The following is a 22,470-nucleotide window of genomic DNA, read 5'->3' as shown; positions in this document are numbered from 1 at the left end:
GGAGACAACGGAATGTTCAAACGCATATTAGTCGCCATCGATGGCTCAAAAAACTCAATGACCGCTTTGGATAAAGCCATCGGTTTGCAAAAGCTGAGTCCTGACGTCGAAATCTTTTTGCTGTGCGTGTACAAGCACCACAGCCTGTTTGAGGCGTCTTTGTCCATCAATCGCCCTGACAGCATGGACATCCCCGACAAAGTGCTTTCAGAGTACGCCAAGGAGGTTGTGAATCACGCCAAAGAACATGCCAAGGAGCAGAACGCCGCTCATGTGCGCGGTTTTGTCAAAAGCGGGCGGCCGTCCAAAGTGATCGTACAGTTCGCCCAAGACAAAGAAGCTGACTTGATTGTGGTGGGCACCCGCGGCACCCATAGCGACAAAGACGGCATACTATTAGGCAGCGTGTCGCACCGGGTAACCAGCCACGCCAAGTGCCCGGTGCTGGTGGTCTGACTGGCCCGGCCTTAACCGCTGGAAGACACCTCCACGCGGTTGCGGCCATTTCGTTTCGCTCGATAAAGCGCCTTGTCGGCCAGCCCCATCAGCTTTTCTGGATAGCGTAATCCCGATTTTCTGGATAATCTGGTCCATTGAAAAGTAAAGACGGGCAATGCCGTATTCGGTTGTGTTGGCAGAAGGGTCCTCCGGTATTTCCAGCTGCAACAAACCAATGGTGCACACATTCCTGCCACGATCAGAGATTTTTTTAGAATATAAGGTACCACGGCCCTCGGCATCGAACTCACCAAACTGATAAATCTGCCGGTCGCCTTGCCAGACCTGCACAATCAGATCAACACTGAATATATAGAGCACCGGATCGTGCCAGTGGCCGGCCGGCAGTGTTACTCGGTACCACACGTTATTACGACCATTCCGGTCGGGCGGGTTTGAGCGGAAATCGATGGCGGACCACTGATCCAGGGCGGACGTTTCTGTCCATGTAGGGACACCGTTGGCGTCTATCGGGGAGTCGCCCCAGCGATATTCCCAGCCTTCGGTGACCAGTTGACTGGCAGCAGAGGCAACTGAAGAACCTATCGCCAACCAAAACAGGGCAGCAACAATGAGGCACGGGAGTGACAGACGGAGGGATGCCAAGAACATCGAAGAAAGCGGCCTTCAGGCTGTGGCGATCACTCGAGTGTAGATCATCACCATGTCTGCCGCCGCGGGGTAGCTGGCGCGATTGTTGGCAACCGCATCGTCTAGCAGCTCACGGGCAGGCAGCACCGGTGTCGCATAGCCGATATCGGTGCTGATCAGGGCAGCAATTTCCGGGCGCAGCACAAAGCTGATGAACTTGTGGGCGGCATCTGGGTTCTTCGCATTCTTCGGAATGACGAAGCTGTCGAGCCACACGATAATGCCTTCTTCCGGATACACGTATTCCAGCGATTCCAGGACGTCTTTGCCCATCACCGCTTCACCGTTCCAGATCATGCCAATGTCCACTTCGCCTTCCAGAAACGGCATGCGCGGGGCATCAGAATTGAAGGTTCTTACCGAAGAGGTAATTGCAAAACCCTGGAAACGAGTGGGTTTAATAGCTAAACAACGCTAAAGAAAGAAGAATATCTGGCCCTCATTTGTTAAAATGAGCAGCGACAAAACAGCAAAAAAACCCACCACTTGGGTCAGACTTTAATGAACCAGACACGCATTGGATTATCCAGTATTTGGAACCACTTTCAAAGCACTCTTTTCTCATGGCTAGAAGAAGATCTAGGCGAGCTAACCGATAAACAAAAACAACTGGTTGAAGCTTTGGAACTGATTCAAGTTGAAACACACCTGCCGTATGTGGGTCGAGTTCCGGGACGACCGCTAGAAAGCAGGTGTGCAATCGCTCGCGCTTTTGTCGCCAAGGCCGTCTATAACCGGAAGGCTGATTTACCAAGCGCCTGTAATGTGGGTAGCAAACGGAATAGTAAGGGATACAAAACGAGTTGGATTGGTTACAAACTTCACATTGATGCCAGCGATGGTGGCATTCCGATTAGCTGCCTGCTGACCTCAGCCTCACTGCATGACAGCCAGGTCGCCATTCCACTGGCAGAAGTGACTAGCCGACGATTCCTTTGTGCGGAAAAACAGATATTGAGCAATATTTGAGCAGATTGATGTAATAGCCCCGGCTTAAAGCTTTAACTGGGAATTTATCTCATTTATATTACCTGTGGCCTTGTTAGGCCTGTACTATCCGAGAGTTTTGCAATTGGCTCTAACATTCCAATATTTGTGGCCAGCTCTTTGTTGTCAATATCAATGCCATAAGCATCTCGCAGATAAGTTGGCTTTTCCTCCGGACTCCAATCAAAACGACTAAACGCAGAATAATCTGCACCTTTTAACATTGGCATTGGGTCATCCAGAGAAATAGACTGCGTAAACGCCGTCTCGTATTCAGTTCTAGTGGAATTTTTCTGATCAATCCTCCACCGAAAAGTCCCCAAGCTCCTCGGCGTGCGTTGAACAAAACATAGGACTCCGTTTCTTAAAATGGCTTCGAAAAGGTTCACTTGGCAATGAAGTTGAACATACAACTGGGGTGCCAACGAGGCCACACGTTCTGACAGAGCCTGCAAGCTATTTTGCCCAGTCTTATGCACCATTTTTTCTTTGTGAACGACCACCCTGGCAGCCTGTTCAAATTGATGTTCTGCTACTGCAGCAGCTTGGTTCAGCCCCGCATCAGTTGCCACGGCATAAAGCGCACCAGCCAACCCAAATAGCTGGTGCAAAAAACTGAAATATTGCTGCTCGCTTAAATTTTTGAGCTTGATCTCGGAGTTTGCAGGGGCGCCGGCTGAACGTTTTAGGGATGCAAGTATCTCTCGATAGCTGGCGCCGGTCACGTTCGGGGCTCATGTATGCGGCTACAGCATTGAACGCACCAACGGTTGGGGCGTCTACGAATGATCCCGATTCATCGACGAATATATTCATTCTTTTTGCCCGCTAACCCGTTTTTGACTCTGCCAAATCCTGGTGTTCCGCCTGTTTATTCGTTAACAACCGAGTTCAGATACGCCTTATCAGAAATGTTAGTCCACTGGCGCACCTGCTTTAGGTACTCCTGCTGGGAAGTAATGATTTCTTTTGCTAGCGGGTCTGCGTCGCTGGCCTCTTTCAACAGTCTTTCGGTAACATCGCGCAGAGCGCTGATGACTTCCGGCGGGAAGATTTTGTGGGTAACGTCCGGGTAATCCTGCTGCATACGGCTCCAGGCCACGCCGCTTTCATGGGTGCTCTGGATGTACATGTCATAGGCCGCAGTGCGCATGGCCACACGCAGAATTTCCTGCAGGTCTTCTGGCAGCTTGTTCCAGGTTTTCTCGTTAATCAGAAACTGGGTTTCAGCGCCGGGTTCCTGCCAGCCGGAATAATAGTATTTGGCAATCTGGTGAAAGCCCATCTGCAAATCCAGAGCCGGGCCTACCCACTCAACGGCGTCGATGGTACCGCGCTCAAGGGCGCTATAGAGTTCGCCCGGCGGAATGTTGGTTACCGCAACACCCAGCTCTGACATCACTTCACCCGCGAACCCCGGGGTGCGCATTTTAATGCCCTTCAGGTCATCCAATGAGGTGATTTCCTCACGAAACCAGCCGCCCATCTGGTTGCCGGTGTTGCCACCGGGAAACGACAGCAGGCCAAAAGGCTGGTAAACCTTCTGTGCCAGCTCCATGCCGCCACCGTGATAGAACCAGGCGTACTGCTCTGGCGCAATCATGCCAAAAGGCGTGGTGGTGAAGTACATGGCGTTAGGAATGCTGCCCTTATAGTAATAAGAGGCCGTGTGGCCCATGTCGTATTGACCGTTGCGCACCATATCGAAAATGCCAAAAGGCGCTTTATGCTTGTTGGACGAGTCAATACGGATCTTCAGCCGTCCGCCCGACATGGTTTCTGCCATCTCTGCCATGTGTTTGGTGGTGTCCCCCAATATGGGCGAGTTGGGGCCCCAGGTTTCCGCCAGTCGCAGGTTATAAGTTTCCTCAGCCAATGCTGAAGATGTCGCCAGGGTTGCGGCCAGGGCCAAAGTGGCCATATACAATTTGCGCATTACTGTTTCGCCTTTTTGTAGTTGCGGTTCAATCGTGGAATTTCCACTTCACCATAAGATGCTTAGCCATCAAAGCCAACCGTTTTCAGGTTGGGCGGGCGATAATCCGGATCGCGACGCCAGCGTTTGCCAACCGACTCGTGAAGCCGGGTTTCGATGTCTGACACCTGCAAAGGCCGAATTAATGGTCGGGCAAAACTCACGTTACTACCCAGTTTGGTGTCGTAGAATTCGCCTTTGCTGTCAAACAGGCCCATCAGGGAAAAAGGCACACCCAGGGCACCAACCGTATCCCACACGCCAACAAAACGAACCTGCCGGGACGGATGGCTGTGCGCTGCGCGAAAAGCCAGAGACTGCGCGCCTTCAGGTGCGTAGTCTCTTCCTGACTTTTTGTAGTGTTCAAATCCCTGCTGAATGCGCGCTGCGTCTACCCGTTTGAGAATGCCGCAGTTGTTGATCAACCCACACAGCGCCCGCACGGTGTAGGCCCCGCGACTGAAACCGAACAAATAGATTTCGTCACCCGGTGCGTAGTTCTGAACCAGGTAGCGATAGCCATCCAGAATGTTCTTGTGCAGGCCCTGGCCCGTTACTCCGCCAATTAGTGCGTTATGATACGAACCTATGCCCCAGTCATAAAACACCTGCTGTGGCAGGCCGTCCGCTGCGATAGGCGTTATCGCTCTGGCCAACCGCAAAACGTTGGTTGGGAAATCCCTCTGCAGGTCTTCTTCTGGCCTGTTCCAGGTGCCGTCTGCGCAAATAACAATCCGTTTGGCCATAGTGCTGTCCTCGTTAGCCACACGGCGTATACCTGTTATTTAGTATAGTCAGGCTCTGCGTTTTCGCCGTAGCGCGGATCTCGACCCGCAAGAGCGCTGCCCGATACTGAGTGTTTTGGACAGCGGCGAAGTATTTCGCAGCCAGCACCAGGCCAAACACGCCGGCCGCAACAACTATGTGACGGCCACAAATTTTTCGGAACCAGCGGAGTAAACTAGAGCCGGGTGCTCTTTGAGTCAAAGGTTAAAAGTGGCACAATGCTATTTTATTCAATTTTAGAATAACCTTATTTCAAAGCGAGGATTCACCATGAAAACCGTTCACGACTTGGTCGCCGAGGCCAAATTACACATTCAGGAAACGCCACTGGCCAATGCCGATGATGCTATCCAGAATGCAGATTTGCTGATTGACGTCCGCGACGGCGACGAGTACCGCCAAAGCCACATTCCTCACGCCATGAATATTTCCCGCGGTTTGCTCGAGTTCAAATTCAGCAACGACCCCACACTGGATAACCGTGGCCTGGGCATTGTGCTTTACTGCAAGAACTCAGGACGCTCGGCTTTGGCAGCCAAGGCATTACAAGAATTGGGCTATAGGAATGTACAGATTATAGAAGGCGGCTTTGAAGCCTGGCAGGCAGCGGACAAGCCGCAGGCCAAGCCAGAAATGCCCAGCTTCGATTAGCAGCCGGGTGCAGGCAATGGCAGGGTATAACAGGCAGGCCTAGCGAGCCTTGGTAACGGCCATGGTCAGGCGGGAAACGCAGGTTTTTTTACCTTGTTCGTTTTCAATCACTATGTCCCACACCTGGGTAGTGCTGCCAAGATGAATCGCTGTCGCAGTGCCGTAAACCCAGCCGTTGGTGACGGGGCGAAGATGGTTCGCATTGATTTCAAGGCCCACCGCCACGGTACCCTGATCGCGCAGGCAGTGGTTAGCAGCCATGCTACCCAAGGTCTCGGCCAGCAGAACCGAGGAGCCACCGTGCAGAACGCCAAATGGCTGAACAGTGCGCTTGTCAACGGGCATACGGCCCTTTAGGAAGTTGTCACCCACTTCCAGAAATTCGATACCCAGGTGGCTGACAGCGGTGTTCTGACAGCTCTTGAGCAGATCTTCTTTGGTCGGAATTCGAGTCCATATCGCCACGGTTTGAGCCTTGTATGAGTGAGTATTTTTACGTTTGCAGGGTTTGGAAGTAGTCTATCCAGATAGCAAGCGAACAGCCAGACTGCGGCCGCCAACGCGCTTAAACCACCCGCACCAACGCCTCCTTGAACCAACCAAGGCGCCCTGTTTCGGTAATTTGACGGCGCATACCGGGCACCGGGCGAATCATGAACAAGTCGCCGTTGCGGCCCACCAGGGTTTTGGGCACCCCGGTTTGCTTTGCCAGCCGGGCATGTACGGCCATATGCTCTTCTTCCCCATGAACGGGAATGGCAACGGCTGGCTGAACCCAGCGATACATGGCCTCAAGTTCTTCCTGCGCCGGGTGGCCGGACGCGTGTATCGGCAAGTCGCTCTGCTCGGCGGTAATAACCTTAACCCCCATTCCCTGCAGTTGGCCGATCAACGCGGCGATCAACTCTGCCCTCAAGCGCCAAATCCGTGAATGTCTGTTTGGAATTAGCCATGGCCAATCAGCGGCTGGTCGTCCAGCTTCCAGTCGCCGCTGTGGAAAATATTGCCTACCGGCGTGCGGATCATCAGCGCGTTGGGATCGGGTATGGAATGGGTCAGCGCCACCCACATGGTCTTCGTGGGCGTGGGTAATCACCAGGCCACAGAGCGTTTCGCGGCGATCGGCAATAAATGCGGGGTCTGCCATCTGTACCGGCGGTTCGCCGTGATGGTGCATGCTGCCGTCTGCCGCCAAACGGCCCGGTTTTGGGAAGGTTACGCCGCAGTCCACCATTAGCCAACGGCCATCGTGGCCATACAAATTCAGGTTCATGCCTATCTCGCCGGTGCCACCAAGGGGTAAAAACCACAGGTCATTGGAATCCGGCGTCATGATTAAAACTCTCTCAGGTTGAATTTTCGCCGCTATGGCACAAGCTATTATTGTACGGACAACACACCGTAACTCACTAATTGCTTAAAAAGGGCGGATTTTTATGAAGATCCTGATGGTTTTGACGTCTCACGATCAACTCGGCGACACCGGCAAAAAAACCGGTTTTTGGCTGGAAGAATTCACCGCACCTTATTACGTATTCAAAGACGCTGGTGCTCACATCACCATTGCCTCGCCCAAAGGCGGCAAGCCGCCAGTCGACCCGGCCAGTGAAGCCGAAGGTGCCTTAACAGACACCACAAAGCGCTTTTCAGAAGATGCACACGGTAAAGAGTCCCTGGCCAGCACCCGAAAACTCGCCGACGTGGACATGAACGACTACGACGCCATCTTTTACCCCGGCGGCCACGGCCCGCTTTGGGATTTGGCCAACGACAAGCATTCCATAGCGCTGATCAAACGCGCCTACGAGCAGGATAAAGTCATCAGCGCGGTTTGCCATGCGCCTGGCGTGTTCAAAAACGTAGAAGTGAAGCCCAACCAGAATATCGTCGGCGGCCGTAAAGTCACCGGCTTCTCCAATTCCGAAGAAGAAGCGGTTCAGCTAACCAAACTGGTGCCTTTCCTGGTGGAAGACATGTTGAAAGAAAACACCGGCGATTACAGCTGTGGCGACGACTGGGCACCTTATGTGGTGGTTGACAGCAAACTGATTACCGGCCAGAACCCGGCTTCCTCCGAGGGCGCGGCCAAGGCTGTGGTACAGACCCTGCTCGAAGGCTAAAGTTCGTAATGCCCAACCCTGGCTTGGCATTTTGCCTCGCTGGGGAACCCTCACTCCCATAATTTCCCGCCAATTAAGCATTAACATCCGCCAGTCTGTGCTAACGTTTTGACGAAAATCTCAACAGGGTGACTTTTTTATGAGCAATCCAAAGCATACCCTTTTCTGGATGACGTTTTTTCTGGCGATTGTTGCCGTCGTCGGCGTATTGATTCACCAACCGCTGATAACCGCCTTTATGGCCAACTGGGTTTTCAACCTGTTGATTCTTTGCGTACTCATTGTTGGCATCGGCCTCACCTATCGTCAGGTGTTCGTATTGTTTCCCGAGCTGCGCTGGATTTCCCAGTTCCGCACTGGCCAATCAGGCCTGTCAGTGCTGGAAGAACCCCGCCTGCTCAAGCCGCTGGCCAGGCAACTGGGCGAAGATTCAAAACGTGACCGTTTTACGCTCTCTACCATGTCACTGCGTACGGTTCTGGATGGCATTCATTCCCGCATGGATGAGCAGCGCGAGATCACCCGCTACTTTATCAACCTGTTGGTTTTTCTGGGGCTTCTTGGCACCTTTTGGGGCTTGCTGGGGACCATCAATGCGGTGGGTGCGGTGATTACCAACCTGGACATGGGCCAGGGTGATTTCAGCAAGGTGTTTGCAGACCTCCAGGCCGGCCTGCTAACACCCTTGCAGGGTATGGGCACGGCGTTCAGCTCGTCGCTGTTTGGCCTGGGTGGCTCCCTGATACTCGGTTTTCTTGATATTCAGGCCGGCCATGCCCAAAACCGTTTCTATGACGGGCTGGAAGAATGGCTGACCGGCGTCACCAACCTTCTGGACCCGTTCACCAGCAATGAACGCCAGCCATGATTGGGTCCAGACGCCGAAGCCGAAGCACCACCAATGTTTGGCCAGGGTATGTAGACGCCCTTTCGGCCCTGCTGATGCTGGTGATATTCATGTTGCTGGTTTACGTGGTAAGCCAGCTTTTTCTATCGCAGACGCTTTCTGACCGCAATTCCGAACTGGCCCAGCTGAACCAGCGGCTAAACGAAATATCTCAGTTGTTGGGGCTGGAGCAGGACACTACGGCTGCTCTAGAGCAGCAAATGCTCATGGTTCAAGACAGCTTCAGCGACAGTCTTGCCCAGAATGAAGACCTGCAGCAACGGCTGGAAGCGTCCCGCGATCAATTAATGCGGCAAACCGCCGACGCGGAAGCCCGGGCTGAAGATCTGGCGGGTATGAACCAGGAGCTGGATAACAAGGATGAGCTTTCCAACAGCCAACAAAATATGATCATGCGGCTATCCAACCAGATTGCATCGCTGCAGAACCAGCTACGACAGATAACCACTGCGCTTAAACTGCAAAAAGAAATGACCGTCGGTAAAGAAGACGAGCTGAAAAGTGTCAGCCGGCGCCTGAACACACTGCTGGCGGAGCGGATCAACCAGCTGGAGCAGTACCAGTCTGAGTTTTTCGCCCGGTTGAGGAACATTCTGGCCGCCAATGAAAACATCCGCATTGTTGGCGATCGCTTCCTGCTGCCATCCGAGTTGCTGTTCGCTTCCGGTTCGGCCCTTCTCGGCGCAGAAGGCAAACGCGAACTCGACAAGCTTGCCGGAGTGCTGCTGGATGTGGTTGAAACCATCCCCGCAGACCTAGAGTGGATTCTGCGCATTGATGGCCATACCGATCGGATTCCCATCAATACACCGCAGTTCCCTTCCAACTGGGAGCTTTCAACCGCACGCGCTGTCTCGGTAGTGCGCTACCTGGCCGATCAGAGCGTGCCGCAAAACCGCATGGTCGCGGCGGGTTTTGGTGAGTTCTTCCCGGTTGCTGATGGAACCACACCAGAAGCCTTACAGGAAAACCGGCGCATCGAAATAAAGCTGACCGACCGATGACCGGGGACAAACTTGACCGGGGACAGACTTAAAGTCTGTCCCCTATCCTGCTTCTTGGCCTTGGGGACAGATTTCAAATCTGTCCCCGGTCCTGAGAAGAAGCTTAAAAGTGAATCACTGTCCGAATGCTCTTGCCTTCATGCATCAAATCAAACGCTTTATTGATGTCTTCCAGCGGCATATTGTGGGTAATAAACACGTCCAGTGGAATGTCACCGCTCTCGGCTTTTGCCACGTAGCCCGGCAGTTCGGTGCGGCCTTTTACGCCGCCAAAAGCAGAGCCTTTCCAGACTCGGCCGGTAACCAGCTGGAACGGGCGGGTGCTGATTTCCTGACCGGCGCCTGCTACGCCAATGATGATGGATTCACCCCAGCCCTTGTGACAGCACTCCAGCGCAGCGCGCATTAGCTGCACGTTACCCACGCATTCAAAGGAATAGTCCACGCCACCATCGGTCATTTCGATGATCACGTCCTGAATCGGCTTGTCATGATCTTTCGGGTTGACCACATCGGTGGCGCCCAACTGCTTGGCGATGTCGAATTTGTCGGGGTTAATGTCAACAGCAATAATGCGCTCGGCTTTGGCCATTTTGGCACCGATAATCGCCGCCAGGCCGATGCCACCCAAGCCAAAGATCGCAACCGTTGCGCCTTCTTCAACCTTCGCAGTATTCAGCACGGCACCAATACCAGTGGTTACGCCACAACCGAGCAGGCACACTTTATCCAGAGGTGCTTCTTTGGGGATTTTTGCCAGCGAGATTTCCGGCAGCACGGTGTATTCAGAGAAGGTTGAGCAGCCCATGTAGTGGTAAATAGGCTCGCCCTTGTAGCTGAAGCGCGAGGTGCCATCTGGCATCACACCTTTACCCTGGGTTGCGCGCACAGCGCCACACAGGTTGGTTTTACCCGAGGTACAGAATTTGCACTCGCCGCATTCGGCGGTGTACAGCGGGATAACATGGTCGCCCACTTCCAGATTTTTCACACCCGGACCCACAGCTTCAACAATGCCGCCACCCTCGTGGCCCAGAATGATCGGGAACAGGCCTTCGGGGTCGGCGCCCGACAGGGTGTAGGCATCAGTATGACACACACCGGTGGCCACAATACGCACCAGAACTTCGCCTTCCTGGGGCGGTGCGACATCCACTTCTACAATTTCCAGCGGCTGATTGGCAGCGAAGGCCACGGCGGCACGGGATTTAATCACGGGATATCTCCTTGCAGGCAGAGTTAACGTTAGAGAGTTAAAAATAGAGAGTTACGGTTATTCCGGATACTGAGAGTTTGACGGATTATAGACGACCGGTCTAGTATAGATGCCATGACGACGAACGACACACGCAATCTTATTATTCAAACCGGCGCTGACCTTATCGGCACCAAGGGCTTTGGTGCGACCGGCATCAATGGCATCCTGACGGTTGCTGGCGTGCCGAAAGGCTCGTTCTATCACTATTTTAGCAGTAAAAATGACTTCGGCCTTGCGATCATTGACACCTTCGCCGAGGAATACGATGAAAAGCTAGACCAGATTCTCAACGACAGTAGTCGTTCCTGCGTTGACCGCCTGCGTGCCTACTTTGATACCGGCTTTGACAACATGACGAGTTGCGACTGCACCCGTGGTTGCCTTATTGGCAATCTGGGACAGGAGCTTGCGGGGCAAGACGAGATATTCCGTGTTCGACTGGACAAGGTGTTCTGCGCTTGGGAAAAGCGTTTTGAACGCTGCATTGCCGAAGCGCAAACTGCCGGTGACATTGATGCGAGCATTGATCCTTCAGATGCTGCCCGTGTTTTGCTGTCTGGCTGGGAAGGCGCGATTCTGAGATCCAAAGTTGTGAAATCGACAGAGCCGATGGAACGATTTGTTCGCGTATTTTTCACCCAGTGCCTCGGCATTGGCTGATTTTTTTTGGGACATCCGATAGTAGACTGGTCTAATTAATATTGGTTAACCTGACAAGAGTATATTTTATGAGCAACCAACAACTGAATGATCCGCTGTTTCAGCCATTGACTATGGGCAACCTTACATTGCCCAACCGGGTTTTGATGTCACCGCTAACCCGTTCACGTGCGAGCCAACCGGGCGATGTTCCGAACGACATGAACACGCAGTATTACCAGCAGCGAGCGAGTGCTGGGCTGATCCTGAGTGAAGCCACTCAGATTTCTCCCCAAGGCAAGGGCTACGCCTTCACGCCGGGAATTCATTCTCAGGAACAGATTGATGGCTGGAAAAAGATAACCGACGCGGTGCACCTGGCCGACGGTCGTATCCACATGCAGCTGTGGCATGTAGGTCGCATCTCCCGCCCCGAACTACAACCGAATGGTCAGTTACCGGTCGCACCTTCTGCCATCAAGCCTGAAGGCGCCAAAACGTATATCAGTGCCGATTCCGGCATGGTGGATGTGCTTGAGCCACGGGCGCTGGAAACCCACGAGATGGCCGGCATTGTCGAGCAGTATCGCCAGGGCGCACTGAACGCGCAAAAGGCAGGGTTTGACGGCGTTGAGGTTCACGCCGCCAATGGTTATCTGTTGGAGCAATTCATAAAAAGCGGCAGCAACCACCGCACCGACGCATACGGTGGCTCTTTGGAAAATCGCCTGCGCCTGCCGCTAATGGTGATTGAAGCCGTCATCGATGTGTGGGGCAAAGACAAAGTGGGTGTTCGTGTTGGCCCGACCGGCAGCTTTAACGGCATGCACGATGACAACCCCATCGAAACCTTTACGGCCTTTGCCAAACACCTGAACGACTTGGGGATCGCTTATCTTGAGGTGGTAGAAGACTCATTTCAGGGTAATCACGCCAGCGGTCGCCCGGAAGACATCATCGACGCGATTCGAGCTGTTTATAAAGGCACCTACATCGCCAACGGCGCCTACACAGCCGAAGAAGCCCGCACGCGCATCAGCGAAGGCCGTTGCGACCTGGTGACCTTCGGCCGCCCGTTTATTGCCAACCCGGACCTGCCCGAGCGATTACGCCAGAATGCCCCGCTCAACGGCTGGGATGACAGCACATTCTACGGTGGCGATGAGCACGGCTATACCGATTACCCAACACTGCAAGAACTCAATATTAGTGCCTGATCAGAATTTTCTGATCAAAACAGGAGAAAAACTATGAGCAACACGAACGATCCGATTAATGGCAAGATTGTCATCATCACAGGCGCCAGCAGCGGTTTGGGCGAGTCCACCGCCCGCCACCTGGCCGACCGTGGTGCCAAACTGGTACTGGCAGCCCGCAGGGAAGACCGTCTGAAGTCTTTGGCCGAAGAGCTGGAAGCAAAAGGTGCAGAAGCTTTGTGGCAGGTCACCGATGTTACCGATCGCAAACAGGTCGAAAGCTTGGCTGCAGCAACCAAAAAGAAATTTGGCCGTATTGATGTTCTGATCAACAACGCTGGCCTTATGCCCCTGGCGCCGCTGGACGCCCTGAAGGTAGACGAGTGGGAACAGATGATAGACGTCAATATCAAGGGCGTCTTGTATGGTATTGCGGCCGTGCTGCCCACCATGCGCGAGCAACACAGCGGACACGTGATCAACTTGTCCTCGGTAGCCGGGCACAAAGTATTCCCGGGCGGTGCGGTTTACTGCGCGACCAAATACGCAGTCAAAGCCCTGTCTGAAGGCTTGCGCATGGAAGCCGGTGACGAGATTCGCAGCACCAACATTTCACCGGGTGCAGTAGCCACCGAGCTGACCAGCACTATTACCGACCCCGATGCAGCCAAGGCAGCGGAAGATCTTTACAAGGTCGCGATCAGCGCCGATTCGGTTGCCCGCGCCATTGTCTACGCGATTGAGCAACCCCATGACGTAGATATCAACGAGATCATCCTGCGCCCTACGGCTCAAGAGATGTAAACCCGCTTTCGAGCTGGTGAAGTTCCGGGCGCGACCCCTCACAAAGCCCTTGTGGATAATCCTTTTAACCCGCAGAAGCGTAGTGTTATAACCATACGGGGCTTAATGAGAAATTTACGTTGCGCACGCTTTACTGGTTTACCAGAGATCTTCGCTTACACGACAACGCCGCCTTGCTGGCAGCGTCCAAGTCGGACATGCTGCTGTGCGTTTACGTTGTAGCCAGCAATTACGGGAACTGGCAGTATCTGGCGGGCGTGGGCGCCGATCCCCGCGGCCTGCGGCGGCTCAATCTGGACAAGCAAGCCCAGCAATACGACCCCAACGGTACCTTTATTGACCGCTGGAACGGCCACGCCGAGCAGCCCGTGGGCCTACACACCGTTGATGCGGCTGACTGGCCGCTTCCCTGACCCATCGGCCTTCAACCGGGACACGCTATGGCATTTATCAGTGAACGCACCGCCCGCAGGCAGCTGGAATCGGAGTCTGACAAGGTCAAACAAGCGGATCTTCAGCGCCTGTTAGAAAAGCAGCAAGCGGTAGAGGAAAAGGTCAAAAACAGTGGTAAGCTCGACCGGTTCACGACAGACATAAAACTGATGTTTTCATTGGTGCGAGACTACTATAATGGTCGTTATCGCAGCATACCGTGGAAAAGCATCGCCGCCATTGTTGGCGCATTGGTTTACGTATTAAACCCACTGGACCTGATTCCAGACCTTATTCTGTCCATCGGCTTTGTGGATGATGTGGGCGTAGTTGCCTTATGCCTGAAACTGGTGGAGTCAGACCTGCACCGTTATGCCGCATGGAAAGAACTGCAAGACGCAGGTTGACAAGGCCAATCACGGCGCACCGCCGTACCCGGTCAGCTCCATATACCCTTCACCACTGTGGCTGCCAGAAACGCTCACCGGGCTTTCCCAATAGAGAAAGAGCCCATTGTTGATATAGCGGCCAGAGGGCGCCGCCAAGTTGATATCCACTTGATATTGCGGTATCTGCAGGCGCCATAGATTGGGCGTAGCACCACTGAAACCCAGCGGTGTCAGGCTGAGCGCATCAGGCGGCAATGCCACCGGCTCGCCGGACTCTGGAATCCAGGTGCCCGACAGAAACCCACCGTTCTGCTGCCGTAACTGAAACGCCATTACCTTATCGCCAGAATCCAGGTGCAGAGCAAACCAATCCCAGCCCTGCTGCCCGGCTTTCAGAAACTGGCTGCTCCACTCCCGATCAAACCAGCCCCTGCCAGTCACCGTTTGGGTTTCGCCCTTGAGGGTCAGATCACCGCTGATGGCGATGTCGACCAGGCTAAAATACATTGAGCCCTCGCCGCTTGCGGACTTCGCGCTGAAGCCCTGATCGCCATGGGCCACCGGCTCGCCCTGAACTCGCAATAACAGATCGTAGCCCCACTCGGGCGTATTCACCTGCAGGCGAAAGGCGCCGTCAGGCTGTTGGGTCAGCTGCCAGTCATCAAGCCAGACATCTAGCGGGTTTGCCACAGCTCCGGCCTGGCCAATGTCGCCGCGGGCGAATTTTTCGGCAAACCTGTGTTCACCTTCAAGACTGACCGCCGCGTGGGCCATCCAGGCTGCCTGCAACGGCCACAGTTCTGCTGCCGGCGGCTCTTCTGACGCAGGGCGCGGCTCAATAGCCTGGCGAAACTGGGTCCACTGTACGCCCACCGGCTCGCCGTCTGCGGTTTTCAGATTGGCCGTTAAATACCACCATTCAATGCGATGTTGCGGATGCTGGCCCCAGTCATCGGGAAAATGCAACCGATCCCCCGGCCCAAGCTGCAAGAAGGCTTCACTTTGACCGCTATCGACGGCCTGCGCCAAGCCGGCGAAACCACCCGTATCTGGCTCTTGCGAACACCCGGCCACCAGCACGGTGGCGAACAGCAGCAAAACACTCGCGGCTGTCTGATACAGGCCTGTGGGCCATTTTTGAGTTTTTATCATCGTTCATCACCCCGCAGGCTGGCGGCGGAAACCGGTTTTGGGCCGCTACCGCCGAGCTGGCTACGCATCAGCAGCGTAATGCTGAGCCCGATCAACACACTCACAACCCCCAGCTGAAGCCAGAACCCGGGATAGATCGCCATGGGTAATGACCAGCCAAAGGCCAATGGATTAATTCGGTGCACCAGAACCCAGGTCAACCAAACGCCCAGGGGCAATGCCAACAGGGTAATCGACAGGGTCAGAGTAAGCGCCAGCCGGCCCAGCTGCGCCAGAACCTGGCGCCTGGTGAGTCCCCACACCTGAAGCAAGCGGAAATACCAGGCCCGGGTGCTGAAAAACACCCAGCCCATAATCAGTAAGGCAACCGCCGCCAGCACCAGAGTGACAAAGGTCATGGCGCGGGTCAGCAAAAACGTCTGGTCAAACACCGCATCGGCCAACTCGCGGATTCGCTTGTTATCACGCACCCGCACGCTTTTTACCTGCCACAGCCGTTGAAGGCCATCGGTTATCATCGTAATGTCGCTTGCGCCTGGGCTGATCGAAAAACTTTCAAACGCCGGCACAAACTCGTCCGGCAAGAGTTCAAGATTGATCAACACTTCCCCGGCCGGGCGGCCATAATCCGCATAAATCGCCAGCACCGGCAGTTCAAGCCGGGTGTCCGCCAATGTCAGCACCAGGGGATCTCCTACCGCCAGCGGGTAACGACGCGCCAGCTGCTCGTTCACCATAACGCCTTCACCTGCGGCAAAACCCTGCCAGGGCTGGTCACCGGCGGCCTGCCGCAGCCAAAGGCATCGCCAACCAAGGCCACGGCCTCATTCCAAATCCAAACCCAGTCAAAAGCTTCGCCGGTAGAGCAAACGGCCACACGGCCGCCATGCGCAGCAGCAGCGCCCGCACGTTCTGCGCCAGGCACACCGCCAGCACGATGGCCATCATGGTCACTATCGGCGTCAGCCAGTTTTCTGACTGGCCGGCGTACAGCGGCGTATCGAAAAGGCTGTCCAAAGCCTGACCAAAACCACCGCCCACAGTGCCCGCCAGAAGGCGCCCAAGCCACACACCCGGCACCACGCTCAGCAGCGCCAGCAGCAGAATTTCGACCAGTAATACCCGGTTAATGGCTGACGGCATAACGCCAAACCGCTGCAGCAGGGCAAAGCTGTCACGGCGCTGGGCCATGCCCAATTGGTACACGCTGCGCAGCAGCAAGGCCGTAATCAACAGCACCAAAAATCCCAGAGCGTCCAGATTCAGCAGAAAGCTGTCGCCCAACTCGCCGGTGTCCGGGCCTAATGAGAAACCCGTCATCCGATAATCTGCGAGCAAAGCGGATGCCGGCTCGGGCGGCACGATTAACAGGCTAAACCTTACGTTACGCGAGGCGACGTTTTGCGCCAGCGCGGCGGCTTCGCTGATGTCGATAAAGGGCTCACCGTTTAGCGTCGGGGTCCAGGCCGGCTCAGATTTTTTTGATGGCTCAGGGCTGTCTATTAGTTCAGGGCTGTTATTGCCGGCGGCAGGGGCGGTTTGCGCAAAGCAATCAGCGGCCAGCGGGTCTATACCCACCAGCCGACCGGCCTGCCCCGGGCGCTCTACTTCCAGCCAGGGTATTACGCACAGGCCGGCGCGGCGCAGAGTTACAAAATCAGCTACCGCCAGCGCCTGGCCATCAACGCGCTCTACCTGACTGCGTGCGGCCACGGCCTGCTCGCTCTGGCCCAGACTGGCTCGCGCCTGAGTCGTCAGGTGGTTCACGCCGGCCCACAACATGGTGGCCAGCATAATCATCAACGCCAATGCCAGCAGTTGCAGCGGGTGGCGGCGATAATGGCTGAACAGGGCAGAGAAAAGGTTTGAAAACTGGGACGCTGGAATCAGGGACTTTGGAATCAGGGACATGGAAGCTAAGCCCCCAGTTGAGCGAGGTCCAGGCGTTGGCCACAGCGCGCGGCCAATGCCGAATCGTGGGTGGCAAGCACCAGCGCGCAGCCGCTGGCGGCTTGCTGGTAAAACAGTTCACCTGCCACCTCAAGGGCGGTGCGGGCGTCCAGACTGCCGGTAGGCTCGTCTGCCAGTATCAGTGACGGGCGCATGGCAAACACCATGGCCAAAGCCGCGCGCTGGCGCTGGCCGCCGGATACCTGGTCCGGGTAGCGCTGCGCCAACCCGCCAATGCCCAGGCGCTTTAGCCAGTCGCCGCAATACTGATCGCTTTGCCCTGCAAGACTGGCCCGCAGGCGCACATTGTCCAGCAACGACAATGCTGGCATCAAGTTAGCTTCCTGAAACACCACGCCAATACGCTGGCGCCGCAGCATGGCCCAGCGTTGCTGGTTTGGCCCGCTTGCGCTCGAATCTGCCGCAAAGTGTTCACCCGCAATGCTCACAAAGCCGGCGTCGGGCTGCTCCAAGCCGCACAGAATGTTCAACAGGGTGCTTTTGCCAGAGCCGGAGCGGCCCATCAGCGCCAGGGATTCGCCCGGCGCCAAAGTCAGCTCAAGCCCAGACAGCACATTTACCGTTTGCCCGGCGCTGGCAAAGTGCTTACCCAGGCCGCGTACTTTCAGTAAGGGTTCAGTCACGCCGGCTCCCTGGCCCACCAGGCCCTCAGTTGATCAAGGTAAGACAGCAGCGCTGGAATCACCAACAGCACCAGCAAGGTGGATAAGCCCAAGCCAAAGGCAATGGAGGTCGCCATGGGAATCAGGAACTGGGCCTGCAAAGAGGTCTCAAACAGCAGTGGCAACAGCCCACCAATAGTGGTCAGCGACGTCAGCAATACCGCACGCACCCGCTGCACCACGGCTTCGTTCAGGGCTGCGTCAACGCCCAGCCCTGCTTCCCGCTGCTGATTGTAAAACGACACCAGTATGATGGCGTTGTTCACCACAATGCCCGACAGGCCAAATAGCCCAAACAGCGACAGTACCGTTAACTGCATTCCCATCAACCAGTGGCCCAGAATGGCGCCCACCAGAGCAAAAGGAATAATAGCCATTACGATCAGCGGCAGGCTCCAGGACGCAAACACCCAGGCCAGCACCACATACATCAGCGCCAAGCCAATGATCAGGCCGGTTTTCATATCGTCGATGGTTTCGCGCTGGTCGGCGGAGCGGCCTTCAAAGCTGTAGCGCACGTTGAAGCGGCTGCTGATCGCCGGCAAGGCTTCGGCTTCCAGGCTTTCAATGATGTCGCTTGTAGTGCTGACATCTGTGTTCAGCGACGCCGACACTTCCACCGCCAGCTGGCCATCGGCGTGGCGCAGGGCTTCGAAGCCCTGGCGGTGGTCCAGCAACACCACTTGGGAAAGCGGCACGAAGCGGCCGTCTGGCACCCGAATGGTCACTTGCGACAGAGTCGCCAGGCGCTCGCGCTGATGGCGGGGCAGTTGCACCCGCACTTCCATTTCATCGCGGCCATCCTGATAAATTTGCGCTACGCGGCCATCAAACGCTGCTCTCAGTTGGCGCCCTAAATCGGTGGTGGTCAAGCCCAGGGCTTCGCCCCAAGGGCTGACCTGATAGATCAACTGTTCGCGACCCCACGGCATATCGTCTTCTGCGTCCAGCACCCCCGGTAACACGGCCAGGGCCTGCACCACTTCTTCAGCGGCACGCTTCAGATTGGTCGCATCCGGGCCGGTCAGGCGCACGTTAATGTCGCTGCCAGGAGGGCCAGCTTCACGTTCGGTAATGCTCAGATTCTCCAGCCCCGCTGGCAATGGCAGGCGCGCGCGCAGTTCGCTGATAAATTCTGCGTTGCGCACGCTGCGCTCGTCGGACGGCACCATCTCGATCATCATCGAGCCCAGCTCTTCGCCATTGCGGGAACTGCCACCCGCGCCCAAGGTACCGCCGCGCGTGGTAACCGCGTGTAACAGCAGATTGCCACCCAGGGCCTCCTCGTTAGCGTTCAAGCTTTTCGCCATGGTGGCCATAAACTGGTCTACCCGGCGGCTGTCCGTGCCGGCAACAAAGCTGGCGTTGGCATAGAGCACCGAGGGTTCGGGCGTGGGGAAAAAGTTGAAGCCAATACGGCCTCCGCTGAGCAGCCCGACGGTCATAATAGCGAGGCCCAATGCAACGGCAAGCGTAAGCCCCCGATGGTGCAGGCTGTAGCGGGAGAAACGCCGGAAGCGGCCTTCGCGAAATCGATCGAAGCCCTGTTCAAAGCCAGACCGCAGGCGCCTGATACCCGCCGCTGGCGCCTGCACCAGCCTGGCCCCGGCGCTATTGCTGACAGCTTTGACTTTGCGCGGCACAAAGGCGTGACGCAAGTGCGCCGGCAACACCACAAAACATTCCAGCAGCGAAGCGATTAGCACACAGATCATTACCAGCGGAATGTCGCCCAGGATATTACCAATCACCCCACCCACAATCAGCAGGGGCGTAAACGCCGCAACCGTGGTCAGTGACGACGCCAGAACCGGCCACACCATGCGCTTTGCCGCACCTTCGGCTGCGGCCATTGATGGCTGCCCCAGCCGGGCGTGGGCATCGGCGTCTTCGCCTACCACAATGGCGTCGTCCACAATCACACCCAGCGCCATAATCAACGCAAATAGCGAGATCATGTTAATGGAGCCACCCACCAGCCACAAAATAGCCAAAGCCGCCAGAAAAGCCGTGGGAATACCGACAGCCACCCACAAGGCAACCCGCCCGGGCAGAAACAGATACAACAACAGTACCACCAGCAATAAACCGCCCAGGCCGTTGGTTATCAGCAGCGAAATGCGATCATCCAGCAGTTGCCAGGTTTCGTCGTACACTTCCAGTTGCAGATTCGGGGGCAAGGTGGCGCGGGTATCCGCCAGCCAGTCTTCCAGCACTTTAGCGGCTGCCAGGGAATCGCCGTCCTCGGCCCGCTGCAGCTGTAGCTCGACGGCGGGAAAATCATCGCGGGTTAGCGTGAGCGGGCTGTCGCGGGATTCCTGGCGGATACTGGCAATGTCCCCCAGGCGCAACTGGATACGATCACCACTGAGCAACGGAATTTCGCCGAACTGCTGTGGGCTGCGGGCCTGCTCTACCGCGCGCAATTCCCGGGTGGCGTCTTGCTGGCCCAGCAGACCGGCGGGTAAATCCCGCGATACGGCCGCCACGCGATCGGCAATTTGCTCCAGCGACAGACCCAGGGTTTCCAGTCGCTCCACCGGTACATCGATGCTGATCTGCTGTTCCGGCAGGCCGCGAATCGATACTTTATCGATCCCGCGTTGCAGCAATTCGTCTTCAAAACGGTAGGTCAGATGGCGCAGCTCATCGGCGTCCACATCGCCGTACAACAGCAAGCGCGCCACCGGCTCATAGCGTTCAATTCGCGAGACTCGCGGTTCTTCGGCGTCGGCCGGCAAATTATTGAATTCGTCCACCCGCTGGCGGGTGTCGTCGAGCGTCTGAATCGGGTCGCTGCCCTCCTGAAACTCCAGTGTGATGGACGACACTCCCTGGGCCGAGGTGGAAGTCATCTTTTTCAGACTCTGTACGCTGCGTAAGCGCTGCTCCAGAGGGTTGGTAATACCCTGCTCGATGTCTTCCGCGGAGGCGCCGCTCCACACCACGCGCACGCTGACCACATCCAGTGCAAAGGTAGGAAAGAACTGCACATTCATGCGAGTCAGTGCCAGCACGCCGCCCAGCAGCATCACCAGCATCACCAGATTGGCCGCCAGTTTGTGATGCACGAAAAACCCGATCACGCCGCGGCGCGGTGGTGGGGTACCGGAGCCGTTGGTTTCAGGCTTTTCAGTGGCGGGCTGGTCGGTCACTCGCTCTGCACTCCAGCGATGTCCACTTTCAGCCCGCTCATAGCGTTAGGCAGGTGCGTCGTAATAATACGCAGGCCGGGCTTCAGCCCATCACCGCGTACCAAGAGGTTACGATCGGCACCGGCACGGGCTTCACCTACCCGTTCCACCCGCAAGCGCTGTAGGCGTGAATCATCATCCACCGCGTACAAGGTATCGGCACCGTAAAGTGCGCTGTAAGGCACACTTATCACCTGTTCTTGCTCGGGGCGCTGCAAAGTCACTGGCAGCAAACTGCCCGGGCGCAGGCCGTCCACCACGCCCTCAGCCACCAGTATCGCTTCGGTGCCGGCAGCACTGCCAATACCGGCAAAGCGCACCAGAACAAATTCGTAGCGATCGTCTTCGGTCGTCGCCCTGAGCTGCTCACCGCGGTTCAGGGCTTGCTGCAACTCCCCAACAAACACGTCAGGCACCCTTGCCCGCAACTCAAGCCCCTGGCGCGGGTATAAACTCAGTAACGCCTGATTTTTGCTAACGCGGTCGCCAGCGGCAACCTGCACATCCGTAATCACACCGTCAAACGGCGCAATAACCCGCGCCCTGCCGGCATCACGCTCAATACCTTGCAGGTTCGCCTTGGCATTGGCCAGCCGTGCCTGCAGGCTGGCCAGGCGCGCTGGATGCTCGCTCAACGCGCGCTGGCGCGTGCTGACAGTCAGTTCAGCGCGGGCATAAGCGTCGGTAACGGCGTCCAGGGCTTCGCGGGAGGTGAGGTTGCGCTTGAGCAACGACTGGTTGCGTTCCAGTTGACGTTGAGCGCTGGCCAGAATGGACTGTTCGCTTTTCAGTGCACGCTGATCGTTGCCGTGGCGCAGCTGTTCGGCGTCAATCTGCGCTTGCAAGTCCGCCACTTCGGCTTGCGCCTGGGCAAGGGCTGGCGCCACATCGGCATCATCCAGGGCCACCAGCAGAGTGCCAGCGGCAACCGCCTGGCCTTCAGACACCGGGCGCTGGGCGATCTGCCCGGGCAAAGCCGCTGTTACGGTCAGCTGCTGCGGGGCAACTACCTGGCCGTACAACGGCAACAGCGGCGTAGCGTTTATTAGTTCCGCAGGTTGCACGGCCACCAGCCAGGCGCGTTCCTGGGCTTCGGCCTGAACGAGCTCCGGGCGGGTCATTCGCAATACCATAAACACAACAATGGCCAGCAGCAGAACAAGCCAGGGCAAAAATCGTTTTATCATCGGGTAA

At 56.2% G+C, this 22,470-nt stretch carries 25 protein-coding genes; 11 read left to right on the top strand and 14 right to left on the bottom strand.

Annotated features, from left to right (window positions below; genetic code table 11):
• Nucleotides 1-12 precede the first annotated feature (12 nt).
• Entirely contained in the window at nucleotides 13-456 is a 444-nt protein-coding gene (locus A3OI_RS0116450) for a universal stress protein (RefSeq protein ID WP_018405338.1), read from the top strand.
• On the opposite strand, the gene A3OI_RS23245 is transcribed toward A3OI_RS0116450, so the two are convergent.
• Together A3OI_RS23245 and A3OI_RS0116440 are read right to left on the bottom strand one after the other, a co-directional pair.
• Nucleotides 397-1,110: a hypothetical protein gene (locus A3OI_RS23245; RefSeq protein WP_018405337.1), complete on the bottom strand. Its 714-nt coding sequence runs from the start codon at nucleotides 1,108-1,110 to the stop codon at nucleotides 397-399. The two genes, A3OI_RS0116450 and A3OI_RS23245, sit on opposite strands and share 60 nt — an antisense overlap.
• Nucleotides 1,111-1,125: 15 nt before the next feature.
• Nucleotides 1,126-1,521: an extracellular solute-binding protein gene (locus tag A3OI_RS0116440; protein ID WP_228703019.1), complete on the bottom strand. Its 396-nt coding sequence runs from the start codon at nucleotides 1,519-1,521 to the stop codon at nucleotides 1,126-1,128.
• 129 nt (nucleotides 1,522-1,650) lie between these two features.
• Between A3OI_RS0116440 and A3OI_RS0116435 the strand changes: the two genes are divergently transcribed.
• Nucleotides 1,651-2,118 (top strand): hypothetical protein, encoded by a 468-nt coding sequence (locus A3OI_RS0116435; RefSeq protein WP_018405335.1) that lies wholly within the window; start codon nucleotides 1,651-1,653, stop codon nucleotides 2,116-2,118.
• Between the two features lie 53 nt (nucleotides 2,119-2,171).
• Here the strand turns inward: A3OI_RS0116435 and A3OI_RS20605 are convergent, their stop codons facing one another.
• From A3OI_RS20605 to A3OI_RS0116420, 3 genes are all read right to left on the bottom strand, one after another.
• Nucleotides 2,172-2,861 (bottom strand): hypothetical protein, encoded by a 690-nt coding sequence (locus A3OI_RS20605; protein WP_018405334.1) that lies wholly within the window; start codon nucleotides 2,859-2,861, stop codon nucleotides 2,172-2,174.
• 146 nt (nucleotides 2,862-3,007) lie between these two features.
• Nucleotides 3,008-4,072 carry a TRAP transporter substrate-binding protein gene (locus A3OI_RS0116425; protein ID WP_018405333.1) on the bottom strand — a complete coding sequence of 355 codons (1,065 nt, stop codon included), beginning with the start codon at nucleotides 4,070-4,072 and terminating at the stop codon, nucleotides 3,008-3,010.
• Nucleotides 4,073-4,134: 62 nt separating this feature from the next.
• Nucleotides 4,135-4,857, bottom strand: a complete 723-nt coding sequence (locus A3OI_RS0116420) for a DUF2235 domain-containing protein (RefSeq protein WP_018405332.1) — start codon at nucleotides 4,855-4,857, stop codon at nucleotides 4,135-4,137.
• A gap of 310 nt (nucleotides 4,858-5,167) precedes the next feature.
• On the opposite strand from A3OI_RS0116420, the gene A3OI_RS0116410 reads away from it, so the two are divergent.
• Complete coding sequence (locus tag A3OI_RS0116410) at nucleotides 5,168-5,548, top strand: rhodanese-like domain-containing protein (RefSeq protein ID WP_018405330.1); 381 nt, start codon at nucleotides 5,168-5,170, stop codon at nucleotides 5,546-5,548.
• 39 nt (nucleotides 5,549-5,587) lie between these two features.
• On the opposite strand, the gene A3OI_RS0116405 is transcribed toward A3OI_RS0116410, so the two are convergent.
• Together A3OI_RS0116405 and A3OI_RS20600 are read right to left on the bottom strand one after the other, a co-directional pair.
• Complete coding sequence (locus A3OI_RS0116405; protein WP_007349024.1) at nucleotides 5,588-6,013, bottom strand: hotdog fold thioesterase; 426 nt, start codon at nucleotides 6,011-6,013, stop codon at nucleotides 5,588-5,590.
• 100 nt (nucleotides 6,014-6,113) lie between these two features.
• On the bottom strand, nucleotides 6,114-6,881 hold the full coding sequence (locus tag A3OI_RS20600; RefSeq protein ID WP_020561380.1) for an MBL fold metallo-hydrolase RNA specificity domain-containing protein: 768 nt from the start codon (nucleotides 6,879-6,881) through the stop codon (nucleotides 6,114-6,116).
• A 103-nt stretch (nucleotides 6,882-6,984) separates the two neighbouring features.
• Between A3OI_RS20600 and A3OI_RS0116395 the strand changes: the two genes are divergently transcribed.
• The 3 genes from A3OI_RS0116395 (at nucleotide 6,985) to A3OI_RS0116385 (ending at nucleotide 9,579) form a co-directional block, all read left to right on the top strand.
• Complete coding sequence (locus tag A3OI_RS0116395; RefSeq protein WP_018405329.1) at nucleotides 6,985-7,668, top strand: type 1 glutamine amidotransferase domain-containing protein; 684 nt, start codon at nucleotides 6,985-6,987, stop codon at nucleotides 7,666-7,668.
• Between the two features lie 139 nt (nucleotides 7,669-7,807).
• Entirely contained in the window at nucleotides 7,808-8,536 is a 729-nt protein-coding gene (locus A3OI_RS0116390) for a MotA/TolQ/ExbB proton channel family protein (protein WP_018405328.1), read from the top strand.
• Nucleotides 8,533-9,579, top strand: coding sequence for a peptidoglycan -binding protein (locus tag A3OI_RS0116385; RefSeq protein ID WP_018405327.1), 1,047 nt, complete (start codon nucleotides 8,533-8,535; stop codon nucleotides 9,577-9,579). Before A3OI_RS0116390 ends, A3OI_RS0116385 begins: the two co-directional genes overlap by 4 nt.
• A 103-nt stretch (nucleotides 9,580-9,682) precedes the next feature.
• On the opposite strand, the gene A3OI_RS0116380 is transcribed toward A3OI_RS0116385, so the two are convergent.
• Nucleotides 9,683-10,795, bottom strand: coding sequence for an S-(hydroxymethyl)glutathione dehydrogenase/class III alcohol dehydrogenase (locus A3OI_RS0116380; protein ID WP_018405326.1), 1,113 nt, complete (start codon nucleotides 10,793-10,795; stop codon nucleotides 9,683-9,685).
• A 114-nt stretch (nucleotides 10,796-10,909) separates the two neighbouring features.
• On the opposite strand from A3OI_RS0116380, the gene A3OI_RS0116375 reads away from it, so the two are divergent.
• The 5 genes from A3OI_RS0116375 (at nucleotide 10,910) to A3OI_RS0116355 (ending at nucleotide 14,315) form a co-directional block, all read left to right on the top strand.
• A complete protein-coding gene (locus tag A3OI_RS0116375) occupies nucleotides 10,910-11,497 on the top strand; it encodes a TetR/AcrR family transcriptional regulator (RefSeq protein WP_018405325.1) in 588 nt (195 codons plus the stop codon).
• Between the two features lie 68 nt (nucleotides 11,498-11,565).
• The gene (locus A3OI_RS0116370; protein WP_018405324.1) at nucleotides 11,566-12,693 is read left to right on the top strand and encodes an alkene reductase; all 1,128 of its coding nucleotides are present in this window, start codon (nucleotides 11,566-11,568) and stop codon (nucleotides 12,691-12,693) included.
• A gap of 33 nt (nucleotides 12,694-12,726) precedes the next feature.
• Complete coding sequence (locus A3OI_RS0116365) at nucleotides 12,727-13,476, top strand: SDR family oxidoreductase (RefSeq protein ID WP_018405323.1); 750 nt, start codon at nucleotides 12,727-12,729, stop codon at nucleotides 13,474-13,476.
• Between the two features lie 119 nt (nucleotides 13,477-13,595).
• On the top strand, nucleotides 13,596-13,889 hold the full coding sequence (locus A3OI_RS0116360) for a deoxyribodipyrimidine photo-lyase (protein WP_018405322.1): 294 nt from the start codon (nucleotides 13,596-13,598) through the stop codon (nucleotides 13,887-13,889).
• Nucleotides 13,890-13,916: 27 nt separating this feature from the next.
• Nucleotides 13,917-14,315, top strand: coding sequence for a YkvA family protein (locus A3OI_RS0116355; RefSeq protein WP_018405321.1), 399 nt, complete (start codon nucleotides 13,917-13,919; stop codon nucleotides 14,313-14,315).
• A 9-nt stretch (nucleotides 14,316-14,324) separates the two neighbouring features.
• On the opposite strand, the gene A3OI_RS0116350 is transcribed toward A3OI_RS0116355, so the two are convergent.
• The 6 genes from A3OI_RS0116350 to A3OI_RS0116330 are packed head-to-tail and all read right to left on the bottom strand — an operon-like array spanning nucleotide 14,325 to nucleotide 22,463.
• Nucleotides 14,325-15,449: a lipocalin-like domain-containing protein gene (locus A3OI_RS0116350; RefSeq protein ID WP_018405320.1), complete on the bottom strand. Its 1,125-nt coding sequence runs from the start codon at nucleotides 15,447-15,449 to the stop codon at nucleotides 14,325-14,327.
• A complete protein-coding gene (locus tag A3OI_RS24080) occupies nucleotides 15,446-16,186 on the bottom strand; it encodes an FtsX-like permease family protein (protein WP_228703018.1) in 741 nt (246 codons plus the stop codon). The genes A3OI_RS0116350 and A3OI_RS24080 overlap by 4 nt, the downstream gene beginning before the upstream one ends.
• A 37-nt stretch (nucleotides 16,187-16,223) precedes the next feature.
• A complete protein-coding gene (locus A3OI_RS24075; RefSeq protein ID WP_228703017.1) occupies nucleotides 16,224-17,360 on the bottom strand; it encodes an FtsX-like permease family protein in 1,137 nt (378 codons plus the stop codon).
• 5 nt (nucleotides 17,361-17,365) lie between these two features.
• Nucleotides 17,366-18,043 carry an ABC transporter ATP-binding protein gene (locus A3OI_RS0116340; RefSeq protein ID WP_018405319.1) on the bottom strand — a complete coding sequence of 226 codons (678 nt, stop codon included), beginning with the start codon at nucleotides 18,041-18,043 and terminating at the stop codon, nucleotides 17,366-17,368.
• Nucleotides 18,040-21,237 (bottom strand): efflux RND transporter permease subunit, encoded by a 3,198-nt coding sequence (locus tag A3OI_RS0116335; protein WP_018405318.1) that lies wholly within the window; start codon nucleotides 21,235-21,237, stop codon nucleotides 18,040-18,042. Before A3OI_RS0116335 ends, A3OI_RS0116340 begins: the two co-directional genes overlap by 4 nt.
• Complete coding sequence (locus A3OI_RS0116330) at nucleotides 21,234-22,463, bottom strand: efflux RND transporter periplasmic adaptor subunit (RefSeq protein WP_018405317.1); 1,230 nt, start codon at nucleotides 22,461-22,463, stop codon at nucleotides 21,234-21,236. The genes A3OI_RS0116335 and A3OI_RS0116330 overlap by 4 nt, the downstream gene beginning before the upstream one ends.
• Between the last annotated feature and the right edge of the window lie 7 nt (nucleotides 22,464-22,470).

The organism is Marinobacter gelidimuriae, assembly GCF_000372805.1.
GTDB classification, from domain to species: domain Bacteria; phylum Pseudomonadota; class Gammaproteobacteria; order Pseudomonadales; family Oleiphilaceae; genus Marinobacter; species Marinobacter gelidimuriae.
Note: the sequence above shows the minus strand (reverse complement) of the source record. Positions and strands in the feature narration are given on the sequence as shown.